The organism is Ruegeria sp. B11, from assembly GCF_056539785.1.
The window spans coordinates 65860-79401 of sequence record NZ_JBQFVO010000005.1; the positions used below are offsets into that span (position 1 = coordinate 65860).

Below are 13542 nucleotides of genomic sequence, written 5' to 3' on the forward strand. Positions count from 1 at the left end.
AACTACAGTCACAACTGCTTTGGTTTAAGCCCTATTTTTTACCGTTGCCCTTGCCGTTCCCGCCAGAGTTGCCGTCGCCGTTTCCACCGCTGTTTCCGCCACCATTGCCGCTGCCGTTACCACCGCTATTACCTCCTCCGTTTCCACCACCATTTCCACCTCCATTGCCGCCGCCGTTGCCATTGCCGCCGCCGTTGCCATTGCCACCGCCGTTGCCATTGCCGCCGCCGTTTCCACCAGCATTGCTATTGCCACCGCTTTTGCCGTTGTTTCCACGGCTCGCAGAAGCTCCACGATTGCTGTTGGTGTCGCGGCTGTTGTTGGCGTTGGCGGGGTTCGAACGGGCTGCTTTCGATATTTGACGCCCAACACTGGATCGATTGGAAACGACTGTACCGGTCTGTGCATCCACAATGACACTGACAATTTTTCCATCGGGCTTTTTGACTAGAATACGATAGTAAATTTGATCAGCCTGAAACGCGCGCGCATCGACAGGGGTGCCGCCATAGGCTTTTTCGACACCTTTGATAACCCGTTTCAAACGAATGGTGTCCCCGGTCAGGGTCGCTTTGCGCAGTTCACCTTGCTTGAGCTCGCGTGTCTGGGCAGCCGCTTCCCCAACAGGCAAAGCAACAATCAGGCTTGCTACCACCAAGATCACCTTCGCGCGCATGAAAGTCCTCGTATTTCGCGGCTAGAGACTACGTCTTTCGACATGAACCGATGATGAACAAGCAGTTAGCCCTGCGTTCAAGCACCCTCAAGTTAAATGGCAAGAAGCATTGGGGATTCGTGCGTGAATCGAGACTATTGAACATAGCGAGTTGTTTCAGAAAACTGATACCCGCTGATTTCAACCGAGGAGGTCGATATGAAAATCACCAGTTTGAGACTGCTAAAAGCATCGACCCTGGCAATCGCGTTGTTGGGATCTACAGCCATCGTAGCTACCGTTGCGGTGCCGGATATTGCATTTGCAAAGGAGGGCAAAGGCAATAGCGGTGGAAAGGGTAACGGTGGAGGCAACGGCAAAGGCGGCGATAAAGGAAACGGTAGAGGCAACGGCGGCGGAAAAGGCAATAGCGATGGCAAAGGGAACTCCGCCAGCGGAGATCGTGGTGACCACAGTTTCGCCGGTAACAAAGGCGGAAAGAAAGGTGCCGACAAAAGTCTTGGTGGCCGAAACACCGGGAAATCCAAGACAAAATCTTCGCGCTCTGCTTTGGGCAAGGGCGGTCGTTTTTCCTTGAAGGATATCTTTAGCGGCAAAGGCAAGTCGAGAACGGTTGCCACATCTGGAAAACGCTCGACCACCAGCGGTAGCAAACAAAAGCCCAGGACGTACAAGAAGCCTTCGAAAACAGTAATTGTCGAAGAGTCCATTCGCCCAGCGGTCAGGGAAAAGGGGAACAAGATGGCGGCACTTCTTGGTGCCCACCCGTCTGAGTTAGGGGCGCTCAATGCCGCCAACGCCAGCGCAACTGCATTAGAAAATGCAGCACCCAATTCCCGCGTAGGCCGAATTGCCAATTATCGAGATACCGTGTTGGCCGGAGAACCCTTGCGCGAAGAGCTTGAGGAACAATTGGAAGAGCTCGCTGGCTTGGAGCCGCCGGAGCGGACTGTTCCTGAGATTGAAGAAGACCTGGAAGCCGCGTTGAGTGAAGTCCAGGAAAACCAGGAACGCGTCGAGGATCTCGAACAAGCTCTGGAAGACGCAGGGGGAACAGACCCAGAGATTGAGGAGCAATTGGATGAAGCCCGCGCTGATTTGGACTCTTCGATCGAAGCAGCGCAGGACCTGAACGATGAACGTCAGGCTGCCGTCGAATACGAAGAAGCGGCTGAACAGGTGCAAGAACTGGCTGACCAGGTCGAGGAACAGGAATTGACCGAACGGGAAGCCCTAGAAGCCGCCGCAAACAAGCCCGTGACCGACGCCGTTGAACATGAGGTAAAGGCGCTGTTGGGTCTGTAACGAAAGACAACGGCTCTCTGCGTCAATCAACCCTCAGTACTGACCACTCACGGAAGTACTAAAGCCCGGGTCAGCCAAAGGCTTCACAGGATGGGTAGCGGCTGGCCGGATACTTTTGCAAATCAAGGGCTACGCCCTTTTTCCCAAAGGCATAAGAAAGAAATCCCGCCCCATAACTGGAGCGGGATTTAGTTTTCAATTCCAATATCTAGGACGAATACCGGGAATTGTTTGGGGGTCTGCTGAACTGCCTTCAGACGTTGTTATGTGCCTCGGAAAGCCGCTTGTTTTTGACGATCTGTGTTAATGCATTTTCGATAGGAGGGAAGCGACCACTGCTCGATTTGGTGGTGGTTGACAAACGTTCTCCGGCGATTTTGCCGGAGGTTTGCATCACAGCTGTTGTGCTGGACTCTTCAGTCACAAAGGCAGACTTGATCATGCGTTTCCCCTTGTCAGCGATCAAACGGAACAACGTCCCTATTGATCCAACACCGTCACTATGCCTGAGACTGTTTGAACACTCTGAGAATACATTGTTCACGTTCAGTTAATGTTGTTCGCGAAATAAAGACAAACGAATAGGCGGGCGACCAGATGGAGGAAGAACATCCCGTTTTGATGCTTTAGTTGAATTTGCGATGACAATCGCAGCCGATGATTTCAGCTCGTGAACAAACTGCTGCATCGGAAAGCGACTCTTCGCTTATGAACTCGCTAAGGCCCATTCAAGATCATATCTAGGCTAAGAAGCTGAAAAAGGCGCTGGGAATGAAAAAGATTGTTGGGATTCTAGCGGTGGCACTTACCGTGCAAGGCGCGTCATTTGCGAACGCCAGTGTCAGCTTGTGGAGCCTTAGCACGGGGCACGTTAGCGGAACCGGCGCCACCTCGCCGATCCATGTGAAATCCAAATCCGGACATTGTCCGCCGGGCTTGGCAAAAAAGGCAATCCCGTGCGTACCGCCCGGACAGGCAAAGAAATATCGACGTGGCGATTACATCTATGATGGGTATGTCCGCATTGATGATCCCAGCCGTTGGGGACTACGGCGCAACGGATATTACGTGCGTGCCGGAGATTATGTTTACGAAGTAAACCGTGAAACACATGAAGTGCTGAACCTGATAGGGGCAATCGCCGACATTCTGAATTGATAGATGTTATCGTTCACTTACTTGCATCTCTCTTTGCCGCCATTCGGTTGGATTGCGGCAGTCAAAGGTGTGGGGGGTAGAAACTGACATTCTTCGCGTGAAGGATCAATTACTGCTATCTGGCTATTGAAGTAGTGTTTCGTTTGGTCCGTAAGCGAGCTGATCATTCAACTAGAGATCGCTTCGCAATACATCCGTTCAGAGATGTTTGCGGTTTATTGGACGGTACATCGACTACAAATCTGTTGGGCACATTAGATGAGTTGCAAAATGGGTATGTGTGACACACGAACCAGGGGCCGTTTTTGCTGCCATCAAAATAGCCCAAGCTCTAAATAGACATCAGCCAATTCTTGAAGGCTCTTACTGTGACCCGATCTTGATCTCCTGGGCGACAAACTAAGTAGAGGCCCCGGTTCAATGGAACGCGGCTTTCGTCCAAGCGAATTAGCCGGCCAAGCTTAAGGTCTCTCTCCGCCAAGAGGTGTCTCGCCAAGGCGACGCCTTGGCCGTCGATCGCCGCTTCTAGAAGGACGGCGCTGTCCACAAAATTGATGTTCCGCGCCTTAATGTGATCCGCGTCCAGCCCAACTTGTATGATCCAACTGTCCCAACCTGCGTTGAAGTTGTCATGCAACAATGGTAAGTTTGCCACATCCTCGGCGCGCATCGGAAGCTGTGATTTTTCGACGAGCGTTGGTGCAGCGACGACGATCAATTCCTCTTGTCTGATTTGCTCATGATAAAGCCCATCCCAACCGGGTTCTCCAAACCTTAACGCAACGTCGACATCGGACCTGTCGAAATCTGCAAAGGTATCATTTGTATCCAGCAATAGCGCAATTTCCGGGTGCTCTTGCTGAAACAAACTCAGCAATGGCACAAGCCACTTCAGGGCCAGGGACGTCGACAAAGACACTGTGATCGACTGGCGTTGATGAAGGCGTCTCACCTCTATCACGCCCATCTGCAACGCAGAAAACGCTCCACGCGTTGATTGATGCAGGCGTTCCCCGGCGTCTGTAAGATTTACGCCATTGGGGTGGCGGTGGAAGAGCGTTACGCCAAGATGCTGCTCCAGCAATTTGATCTGCCGGCTGATCGCCCCATGCGTTACGTTCAACACGCCCGCTGCCTTGGTCAGGCTGGAATGTGTCGCGGTCTCGTCAAAGGCCTGAAGGGCGCGAAGATGTCTAAGGCTTTTCGACATGTGAGAAAAACTAACAGGCTTATCAAATAAAATCGATAGGATTTATTGGTTACAAAGAGTTATAACGGGGCGACTCTAAGAAATCTCACGGGTTTATTTGGACGAAGGTCACATGTCAGCTTTCAAAGTTGCGCTCATGACAGGTACGGGGCAAGGCATCGGCCGAGGGTGCGCCGTTGAAATGGCTAAAGCCGGCTACAAACTCTCTTTAATGTCCCCGTCCAATCGTTCGTTAGCGTTGGCGGAAGAGCTTGGCGGCATTGGCCGTCGAGGCTCGGTTCTTGATGCGGATGATCTGCAGGCGTTGGTTGACGACACTATGCGCGAGTACGGCCGGATTGATGCCATTGTCAGTAACATGGGGCATGGCGGATCCGTGCCTGAGGCCATCAAAACCGTTGGCTTCGATCCTGACTTTGACGGACCGCTTTTGGAACTCAGCGACGAGTTATGGCACGAAAGTCTGGACATGTATGTGCTAAATGTCGTCAAGATCGCCCGTATCGTCACGCCCATTCTGATCGAACAAGGCGGTGGTGCATTCGTTAATATCTCATCCATGAACACAATCGAGCCACGTGCGCCCTATCCCATGAGCATGCTGCGTGGAGCATTGCATAGTTTCTCAAAGCTTTACGGGGACCGATATGCACGGCACAATATTCGCATGAACAACCTGCTGCCGGGGTTCTGCGAGAACGTGAACCTGTCCGAACAGGCTCGCCGGGAAATCCCCGCTCAGCGGCCCGCAACGTTCGAAGAAATTGGACAAGCTTGCGTGTTTCTCGCCAGCGAAGGAGCTCGCTATATCAACGGCCAGAGCATACTGTCTGACGGAGGCATGAACCGCGCGGTCCGATAGAGAACAGTGAAATGATTGTCAGAGCACTCAAAGATATTCTTGGAACAGAGCGGGACGTCTTTGGCCCGGGCTGGAACAGCAGACGGCTGCTTCTGGCCTCAGATGGTATGGAGTTCACGCTCACTGACACACTCATCAACCGGGGTGCAGAGTTGGAGCTTGAATACACCCATCATCTGGAGGCGTGCTATTGTATCGAGGGTAAGGGCAGGATCAGAGCAGCCGACGATGAAACCTGGCATGCCCTTGTGCCATTCACCCTTTACGCGTTGGATCAACATGACAGGCATGTGGTGCAAGCCACAAAGGCCGACCTGAGGCTTGTCTGTGTCTTCACTCCACCGCTCAGCGGGCGTGAAGTGCACCGCGAAGACGGAAGCTACGGCCCGGGAACCTAACCGGGGCAGCTATTAGCAGAAAAACAAAATCCGGTCGCAAGGGCGTAATTGAAAGCGGCAACAAGCAGTAAAAACAGAACGGTAAACCGGCTAACATTACTTTGCTGCCTTTCTTGGCCGTGGTTAGTGTCGCAGCAGCGTTGATAGAAGCGTGTCAATCGTATCTGGGATAACAGCAGTAAGAGCGACCTCAACGAATATCAGTTGCGCCTCTGGGAACGCAGGATGAAAGGCCGCAAAATAACGACAATCTGGCGGATAGCGCATTCGCCCCAAATCGTCCAGATCGTTGATCTCGTGCATCGCCTCATAGGCGACGATCTTGTCAAGAAAACGGGCGGGGCTATCCCGGCTGATTTACCTTAGGACAAAGAAGCCTAAATTGAATCGGCTGCAAAACAAATGGACGAAATAAATATCTGTTCGCTTGAGTTCCGGGTTGGATTGGAGAAAGCGCAGCATGTCGACGCGCATGGCCACAAGTTCCTGCGTCGCACCAGACGGCTGGTTCAACCGTCGCAACAACTCTTGCCGCCTTGGCCCTGAAACTTCACTAAGCCTTTATAAAGACTCACACTTCGATCAGTGTCGTAGCGGCGCGCCGTTTGGAAAAGCTGATCGGCGTCTAGCTCTAGATAGCTCTTCAAACAGGCAAATAAGTTTAGTTTCTCCGCATCATCCAGAGTTTGGAAGCGATCAAGAATCGTAGACACCATCGTGAAACCCGATACTTCACGGTCTGCGGACAGAAGCGCTCAAATAACTAGGCAATGGATCGTTTATCATCCTTGGCTCACGTTTTGTCAGGACGGTCTAGCAGTTGGTTTAATAGGTCACCTAGAAACCAATCCCGCTGCATTTCAGGGCTCCATCTGACTACTCAGGTATTCGCCTGTTCGACGATAGTGATCAACCAGGTGCCGAGTTGCGCTGTCCGCGTCGTGGTTCAGTGCGGCGTCCAAGATTTGCTGGTGCTCAGCGGCAATGTCCCGCTTCTTGTAGCTCGAACCGCCAGCCGCCAGATAGCGATAGCGAATGTTCAGGTCGTAAAGCTGCGAGCAATACCGCATAAGCAACGGCAGATTCGAATTGTCCAACAAGGCCATATGAAACGCCTTGTGAGCGTCTTCAAAGTCACGCGCGCCGTTCTGGCCGGCCTTTTTCATATGATGGTGACGCAAAACAAGCCGATCTTCCCAGGCCTCATCCGCGTTGGTGATAGAGGCGCGCAACGCGGTTTCCTCAAGGTTGCAGCGCAACAGAAGTATTTCTTCGAAATTACATTTGCTGACTGGTGCTGCGCGAAATCCGCGCTGATCAATCCGCTCGACCAACATGTCCGATGTCAAAAGGCTAAGCGCTTCGCGAACCGGACTAGCGCCGGTGTCCAAAAGCCCCCGAAGCTGCTCGATCTTGAGTTTTTGTCCCGGAGGTAATTCTCCGGTCAAGATCATGTCGCGCAGCCTTCGATACGCGCCATGCGTGGCTGATGTCTCTTTGCCCTCAGTATCAAGCATGGCGTCCATATCCGACCGTTCCTTTGTTCGCGGCAAAACTTTTGATTGCTCTTAACTGAGGGCACTCGTTCCAGTCGATAGGCCAACTGAAAGGCTCAGCGAGCCTTCGTTGATCATCCAGCGCCGAAGTTCAAATTCGCGCGCACCGCTTTGGTGCATCGGATCGTCCTCGGCCAGTTTTCGGGCAGCCTCAAGACTGTCAGCACGATAGATAATCAGGCCCATTCCTTGCATGTGCTCACCAGTCTCATCCGACATTGGCCCTGCAAAAGCCAGCTGTCCCGCGCGTTCAAGCTGTGTCTGATAGGCCAGGTGGTCAGGTAGCGACGCCTTTACATCTTCGGGTTTTTTGGCAGGCGTGCTGAGTACTACGTAGAGTTCCAAAGCAAGTGCACCACGGCTTTTTGCTTCTGATTTGTAGTTCGCCCAGGCAACCATTTGCGTTCTCCAAAAATATCGATATTATTTGACATATTGCAAAATAGTCGGCAAAAATCAAGTGAACTGACATGGATGGTGAAAATGAAATACCTGGTGGGAGAGACTTTGGATGGCACAGCGGTTTTTGCTGTAAACGGTGAAAACGCAGTGAATCTAACGGCTTTGAACCCTGTCGTCGGTTCGGATTTGATGGGTTTGATAGCCAAGCCTGAACTGGCCGACTCACTTGCCCCCAAAATTGACGCGGCAGACAGTGTGCCCGTGTCTTCCATCACTCCGGCATTGCCCGTTGCCGCTCCCGGAACGATCATTTGCATGGGGTTGAACTACACGGACCACATCAAGGAAGGCGGGTATGATATCCCGGAGTATCCGACGCTGTTTATGCGTGGGAAGAATTCGATCATGGCGGCAGGGCAACCTATGGTGCGGCCTACCTGTTCCGAGAAACTCGACTACGAAGCCGAGCTTATGCTGATCGTTGGAAAACGCGGCCGTCATATCTCGGAAGAGGACGCATTGGATTATGTCTTCGGCTACACCGTGTTTAACGACGGGTCGCTGCGGGATTATCAGCGTAAAACCGTTCAATGGACGCCCGGCAAAAACTTCGATGACACAGGCGCGATCGGCCCTTTCACTGTAACGCCGGAAGACTTGCCGGAGGGAGCATCCGGCCTGAAAATCGAAAGCCGAGTGGGGGACGAAATCCTGCAAAGCTCGAACACCGCCAACATGATCTGGGGGGTCCCTCAGGTCATCGCCACGATCTCGGAATATACCACTCTCGAACCCGGTGATCTGATTGCGTTGGGTACGCCGCCGGGTGTTGGTCACGCCAAAAAGCCCAATCCACGTTGGTTGAAGCCGGGTGAAACCGTCGAGGTCGAGATTGAGGGCATCGGCATATGCGCCAGCCCCGTCATCGACGAAAAGGACGCCGAGACTAAGGTGGCCGCAGCATGAGCGCACCAACCGGGGCAGAGCTGGAGGCACTTCGCGCTAAGGCGCAGCAAGATCATCGCGATCTGCGCGAGCGCATTCCACGTCTTTCAGACGACGCAATTGCTCTGATCCTCCGCGAATCCAGATCTCATTACGCCTGGACCGACAAGGCTGTTTCTAACGAATTGCTTGAAGAGATCTATGAAATCACGATCAACGGCGCGACCAGCATGAACACGCTGCCCGCCCGCTTCGTTTTCGTTAAAAGTGCGGAAGGAAAAGAGCGCCTAGCTAAGTCGTTAAAGCCGAAGAACGTGCCAAAGATGATGGATGCGCCGGTCACTGCGATCATTGCTTATGACATGGACTTCTGGAAGGAATTACCTTTTCTTTTCCCGCACGAAGATCGACGGTCACTTTTCGAAAATAATCCCGAATATGTAGCCGATACAGCGTTTCGCAATGGAACGCTTCAGGGCGCTTACTTCATGATCGCCGCGCGTGCGGTTGGGTTGGACGTCGGCGCCATGTCTGGCTTTTCAAACAAGATCGTCGACGAGGAATTCTTCGCGGGTACGACGCTCAAGTCGAACTTTCTTTGCAATCTGGGCTACGCAGACGAAACAGGATTGTTTCACAAGCTGCCTCGCTTCTCATTCGAAAAGGTTTGCTCTTATGCATGAGGAGGTGATCCTGTGGCGATGAAAGTGAAACCTGTCGTAACCTACCGTACGACAGCTCAATGCCCGACACACGCGCGGACTGAGATACCAATTCGCGATCTGGACGTGATTATCGACGAGCCCGTGGAACGAGGCGGAACAAATCTTGGCCCGTCTCCGACCGAAACCGCAATGGCGGCCCTGATCGCCTGTACGAATGTCATCGGGCACAAGAACGCACATCGGTTGGGAGTTGACCTCGGCACTGTGACAATCGACGCGAAATGCAGGCTGGATCGGCGCGGTGTCCTGATGGAAGAGGAGATCGATGTTCCGTTTCCCGAAATCGAACTCACTGTGAAGTGCGATACGCCCGCCAGTCAGGAGGATCTGACACGCGTGGGCGAGGAGACAGCCAAGTATTGCGCCATCGCAAAACTGTTTCAAGCGGCAGGCACGGACCTGACCGTCAACTGGGTCAAAACCAACCAATAAAAATCGACAGGACCCGACTTTCTGGGAGGAGAGAAATGAAAAACTGGACTAAACGCAGCCTAATGGGATTTGCTCTGGCAGGCACCATGACGTTGCCTCTTGCAGCAGAAGAGACCATTTCCGCCGTCGTGATTGATGGCTATCCCGATCGGGCCTTGTGGGTGAAAGAATTCACCAACTTCTTCATTCCAGAAGTGGACAAGCGGCTGGCCGACTCCGGCAACTACAAGATGAACTGGCAAGAGAACTATGGCGGTTCGATCGTAAAGCCGAAGGGCGTGCTGGAAGGGATCCAGCTTGGCCTTGGCGACATCGGCATTGTCACAACTATCTTCCATTCGTCCAAGTTGCCCAGTCAGGGGATATCGGGGTCGACCCCCTTCGTGTCATCGGACTCTCGCGCGGTAGCCAAAGCCGTGGATGAGATCGCGCGCGAATACCCAGCGATGCAAAATGAGTTCGCTGCGCAGAACCAAGTCTATCTGGCGACCGGTGTAGTGCTCGATACTTATCAGGTTTTTTGTACAGAGCCGGTCTCGGCTGTTTCTGATCTGGAAGGCCGAAAAGTGGCAGGGGCGGGACTGAACCTCCGATATCTCGAAGGTATCAAAGATGCCGCGGGGGTTCGTGGTGGCCTGACCGATTTCTACAATATGCTGCAAACCGGCCTTGTTGATTGTGCGATGCTGTGGCCTGAAGCAGCCAAGACCTTCAAGATCGCCGAAGTAGCTCCTTACATGCTCAAAGCTGACTTGGGTGCCGTGAACTCCAAGACGATCACGGTGAATTCTGACTATTGGGCAAAGTTGCCGGATGAAGTCAAAGGCGTTCTGCAGGCCGTCGCAATTGACTACCGTGATCATGTGGCTGGCATCGCTATGGACCGGGCTGCGGCCTCAAGGGACGCATACACCGAAGCCGGCGGGACGATTGTCGAAGTTTCGGACGAAGACCGAGCGGCCTGGGCCAACGCAATGCCAAATGTAGCACAGGAATGGGCAGCCACACTGAATGAGAACGGTGAACAAGGCGACGCGATACTGGCCGCTTATCTCGGCAAGCTGCAGGACGCCGGTTTTACCGGAGTGCGTGACTGGACAGCCGAGTAACAGTCTGGCGATCCACGAAAGGGGCCTTTCATGCTGAAGACCGCAGTTGCTGGCTTGTCGCGGGTCGCCAATTCGCTTGCTATCGCCGCCAACGCATTGGGTACGCTTGTCGTCCTTGCGTTGGTGGTCATTCTGAATGTCGACGTCATTGCGCGCGGTCTGTTTTCGGCACCTCTGCGTGGCACCTATGAAATGGTGCAATTTTCGGTCGTGATGATCGTTTTTTTGCAGCTGGCCGACGTAGTCAGAGTGGATCGGCTGACGCGCTCGGACGGGTTTCTGAACCTGCTACACCACCGCCGTCCTGGGCTAACGGCCAACCTGAGGCGCATTATCAATGCCATCTCCGCAATCTTCATGGGTCTGATTGCTTATGTAACCTTTCCCGAGTTCCTGCATATGTGGGAGACACAGGACTACTTCGGAGTTCCGGGTCTTTTCACTCTGCCATGGTGGCCGGTCAAACTGGTCATCGCGTGCGGTACTGCGCTTGCCTGCGTGATCTTCCTTCTCAAGGTTGTCACGGCGCAGGACCGCCCGCATCTAATTCGTGCACCTGAACATGACGAGGCCGCAGAATGACGCCGATTGAGATTGGCCTGATCTCGGTCATAGCCATCGTCTTTCTGATTTACGCAGGCGTTTACATTCCCATCGCATTGGGCGTGGTCTCGTTCGTGTCGATCTGGCTGATGCGGGACAATTTCACGCTTGCGCTCAACCTGCTGAAAGTGGCGGTCGGCGACAGCGCGATGGAATACAGCTTTGCAACCATCCCATTGTTTACTTTCATGGGGCTCATTGTCTCAAAAGCCGGGTTGGGCAGGGACATCTACGAAGTCATGACCATGCGATTTCGCAAGGTCAAAGGCGGTATCGGTATGGCAACCGTTGGAGCCAACGCCGTCTTTGCCGCAGTGACTGGGTCGTCAATAGCCTCCGCATCCGTGTTCACCAAGGTCTCGGTCCCGCAGATGATGGCGCAGGCTTATAACCCACGGTTTGCTGTTGGCGTGGTCGCCGGGTCTTCGGTTTTGGGGATGATCATCCCGCCCTCGGCGATGCTGATCATCTATTCCTTTGTCGCCGAGCAATCTGTAGGGGACATGTTCCTTGCGGGGGTTATTCCGGGGATCATGCTGGCGATCGCTTATGTAGGCGCGATTTGGGTTATGGGTCGTTTCACCCCAGCATTCGTCGGTGGCCGCGTTGTCGAAGACACCGAGTGGATGTCAGGGCGCGAGATAGCCTCCAAAACCCTGCCGACACTGTTCATCATTACCATCGTCCTTGGTGGTATCTACACAGGTTGGTTGACTGCCGTAGAAGCAGGGGCCGCCGGAGCTCTCGTTGCGCTAATCATCGCGGTTGCCCGTAAGTCGATGTCACCACGCGCATTCTGGGACGCGTTGCTGGAAACCGGTCACATCACAGCCGCGATCCTGTTCCTGATCACGGCCGCTTCAATCTACAGCCGCATGCTGGGGCTGGCCGGGCTGCCCAATCAACTACAGGATCTGCTTGCGGGGAATTCCGCATCTTTCTGGTCGATCATGCTGCTCTATGTTCTGTTGATGCTGTTTCTGGGAACATTGCTCGACACCGCGTCGATCATTCTGATTGTGGTACCGCTGTTCCTGCCCATGGCCGAAGCGCTTGATATGTCGCTGATATGGTTTGGCATTATCACCGTGGTCGGGGCTGAAATTGGTCTCTTGACACCACCTTTGGGTATATCCTGCTTCGTTATCAAATCCACGATTAACGATGACCGCATATCACTTAAGGACGTGTTCATGGGCGCACTTCCCTTTGCGTTCGTGATGCTGATCGTTCTGTTCATTCTGATCGAGTTCCCGATCCTCAGCCTTGCCCTGATTTAAGGAGGACAAGATGCGCTCTGTCACCAAAGACAATATCACCGACGTCTTCATGGGGTACCTGTCCAAAGATACTGATCCACGGATGCGTGAAATCATGGGCTCCCTGGTCAAACACCTCCACGACTTTGCGCGGGAAACCAACCTGACGCATGACGAATGGCGGGCCGGGATTGCGTTTCTGGAAGGCTGCGCTGCGGTGGAAACAGAGGATAGGCATGAATTCGTGCTAGCCTCGGACGTGTTGGGCCTGTCGTCATTGGTTGATATGCTGCATTCCAGTGCCGATGCGACCAGTTCGTCCGTTTTAGGTCCATTTCACGTCTCGGGCGCCCCCCCGCTGCCAATCGGTGGCGATATGAAGCGTCACTACGGCGGGCCGGTTCTACTTGCAGAGGGCGTGATCCGCGATACCGAAGGTAACCCTATTGCCGGGGCAGAACTGGATATCTGGCAAACGGCACCCAACGGCCTCTACGCCAGTCAGGATGAAGAACAGGACACCTATTCTTTCCACGGGCTGATGTCAGTTGGCGATGATGGCAGATATGCGTTCACCACAGTTAAACCAGTTGAATACACCGTGCCGTCTGACGGGCCAGTCGGTGATATTCTGCGCTCTTGTGGTCGCCATCCATGGAGGCCCTCGCACTTGCACTTTATCGTCAAAGCCCCCGGGTATCGCTCACTCGTGACGGAGATTTTTCCGGACAATGATCCCTATTTAGATCAGGATACTGTCTTTGGCGTTCGGGACGATCTGGTAATGACATATGTTGAACGACCTGCATCAGAATTTCCCGATGGCATGGAGCTTTCTGGTAAGATCGCCGAACCTTTCTTGCACGTGAATTTCGACGTGACGCTTGCCAGGGTCTGAATGA

The 13542-nt window shown here is 53.4% G+C and carries 19 protein-coding genes; 11 read left to right on the forward strand and 8 right to left on the reverse strand.

Annotated elements, in window-relative coordinates; translation table 11 throughout:
• Positions 1–31: 31 nt before the first annotated feature.
• Both ACR0I1_RS16265 and ACR0I1_RS16270 read right to left on the reverse strand, forming a co-directional pair.
• Entirely contained in the window at positions 32–676 is a 645-nt protein-coding gene (locus ACR0I1_RS16265) for a PepSY domain-containing protein (RefSeq protein ID WP_480707300.1), read from the reverse strand.
• Between the two features lie 134 nt (positions 677–810).
• The gene (locus ACR0I1_RS16270; protein ID WP_480707302.1) at positions 811–1386 is read right to left on the reverse strand and encodes a hypothetical protein; all 576 of its coding nucleotides are present in this window, start codon (positions 1384–1386) and stop codon (positions 811–813) included.
• 31 nt (positions 1387–1417) lie between these two features.
• Between ACR0I1_RS16270 and ACR0I1_RS16275 the strand changes: the two genes are divergently transcribed.
• On the forward strand, positions 1418–1981 hold the full coding sequence (locus ACR0I1_RS16275; protein ID WP_223117591.1) for a hypothetical protein: 564 nt from the start codon (positions 1418–1420) through the stop codon (positions 1979–1981).
• 253 nt (positions 1982–2234) lie between these two features.
• On the opposite strand, the gene ACR0I1_RS16280 is transcribed toward ACR0I1_RS16275, so the two are convergent.
• Positions 2235–2423: a hypothetical protein gene (locus ACR0I1_RS16280; protein ID WP_170395992.1), complete on the reverse strand. Its 189-nt coding sequence runs from the start codon at positions 2421–2423 to the stop codon at positions 2235–2237.
• 329 nt (positions 2424–2752) lie between these two features.
• Here ACR0I1_RS16280 and ACR0I1_RS16285 point away from each other — a divergent pair, with 329 nt between their 5' ends.
• A complete protein-coding gene (locus tag ACR0I1_RS16285; RefSeq protein ID WP_255612012.1) occupies positions 2753–3139 on the forward strand; it encodes an excinuclease ABC subunit A in 387 nt (128 codons plus the stop codon).
• 331 nt (positions 3140–3470) lie between these two features.
• On the opposite strand, the gene ACR0I1_RS16290 is transcribed toward ACR0I1_RS16285, so the two are convergent.
• Complete coding sequence (locus ACR0I1_RS16290) at positions 3471–4349, reverse strand: LysR substrate-binding domain-containing protein (protein WP_480707304.1); 879 nt, start codon at positions 4347–4349, stop codon at positions 3471–3473.
• Positions 4350–4485: 136 nt separating this feature from the next.
• Between ACR0I1_RS16290 and ACR0I1_RS16295 the strand changes: the two genes are divergently transcribed.
• Together ACR0I1_RS16295 and ACR0I1_RS16300 are read left to right on the forward strand one after the other, a co-directional pair.
• Positions 4486–5211 carry an SDR family oxidoreductase gene (locus tag ACR0I1_RS16295; protein WP_480707397.1) on the forward strand — a complete coding sequence of 242 codons (726 nt, stop codon included), beginning with the start codon at positions 4486–4488 and terminating at the stop codon, positions 5209–5211.
• 11 nt (positions 5212–5222) lie between these two features.
• Entirely contained in the window at positions 5223–5609 is a 387-nt protein-coding gene (locus ACR0I1_RS16300; protein WP_480707306.1) for an ectoine synthase, read from the forward strand.
• Between the two features lie 123 nt (positions 5610–5732).
• Here ACR0I1_RS16300 and ACR0I1_RS16305 read toward each other — a convergent pair whose 3' ends face one another.
• The 4 genes from ACR0I1_RS16305 to ACR0I1_RS16320 form a co-directional block, all read right to left on the reverse strand.
• Positions 5733–5912: a malonyl-CoA decarboxylase domain-containing protein gene (locus ACR0I1_RS16305; RefSeq protein WP_480707308.1), complete on the reverse strand. Its 180-nt coding sequence runs from the start codon at positions 5910–5912 to the stop codon at positions 5733–5735.
• A gap of 54 nt (positions 5913–5966) precedes the next feature.
• A complete protein-coding gene (locus tag ACR0I1_RS16310) occupies positions 5967–6134 on the reverse strand; it encodes a malonyl-CoA decarboxylase N-terminal domain-containing protein (protein WP_480707310.1) in 168 nt (55 codons plus the stop codon).
• 335 nt (positions 6135–6469) lie between these two features.
• Positions 6470–7135 carry a GntR family transcriptional regulator gene (locus ACR0I1_RS16315; RefSeq protein ID WP_480707312.1) on the reverse strand — a complete coding sequence of 222 codons (666 nt, stop codon included), beginning with the start codon at positions 7133–7135 and terminating at the stop codon, positions 6470–6472.
• A 42-nt stretch (positions 7136–7177) separates the two neighbouring features.
• Entirely contained in the window at positions 7178–7564 is a 387-nt protein-coding gene (locus tag ACR0I1_RS16320; protein ID WP_170392802.1) for a YciI family protein, read from the reverse strand.
• Positions 7565–7648: 84 nt separating this feature from the next.
• On the opposite strand from ACR0I1_RS16320, the gene ACR0I1_RS16325 reads away from it, so the two are divergent.
• From ACR0I1_RS16325 to ACR0I1_RS16355, 7 genes are read left to right on the forward strand one after another with little or no spacing between them, the layout of a single operon-like run.
• A complete protein-coding gene (locus ACR0I1_RS16325) occupies positions 7649–8533 on the forward strand; it encodes a fumarylacetoacetate hydrolase family protein (RefSeq protein ID WP_170392801.1) in 885 nt (294 codons plus the stop codon).
• Entirely contained in the window at positions 8530–9195 is a 666-nt protein-coding gene (locus ACR0I1_RS16330) for a malonic semialdehyde reductase (RefSeq protein ID WP_170392800.1), read from the forward strand. The genes ACR0I1_RS16325 and ACR0I1_RS16330 overlap by 4 nt, the downstream gene beginning before the upstream one ends.
• Positions 9196–9213: 18 nt before the next feature.
• A complete protein-coding gene (locus tag ACR0I1_RS16335; protein WP_170513201.1) occupies positions 9214–9669 on the forward strand; it encodes an OsmC family protein in 456 nt (151 codons plus the stop codon).
• Positions 9670–9704: 35 nt separating this feature from the next.
• Positions 9705–10778, forward strand: coding sequence for a C4-dicarboxylate TRAP transporter substrate-binding protein (locus ACR0I1_RS16340; protein ID WP_480707314.1), 1074 nt, complete (start codon positions 9705–9707; stop codon positions 10776–10778).
• Positions 10779–10808: 30 nt separating this feature from the next.
• On the forward strand, positions 10809–11360 hold the full coding sequence (locus ACR0I1_RS16345; RefSeq protein ID WP_170392797.1) for a TRAP transporter small permease subunit: 552 nt from the start codon (positions 10809–10811) through the stop codon (positions 11358–11360).
• Entirely contained in the window at positions 11357–12661 is a 1305-nt protein-coding gene (locus ACR0I1_RS16350; protein ID WP_170565456.1) for a TRAP transporter large permease, read from the forward strand. The genes ACR0I1_RS16345 and ACR0I1_RS16350 overlap by 4 nt, the downstream gene beginning before the upstream one ends.
• 10 nt (positions 12662–12671) lie before the next feature.
• Entirely contained in the window at positions 12672–13538 is an 867-nt protein-coding gene (locus ACR0I1_RS16355; RefSeq protein WP_480600828.1) for a dioxygenase family protein, read from the forward strand.
• Positions 13539–13542 lie beyond the last annotated feature (4 nt).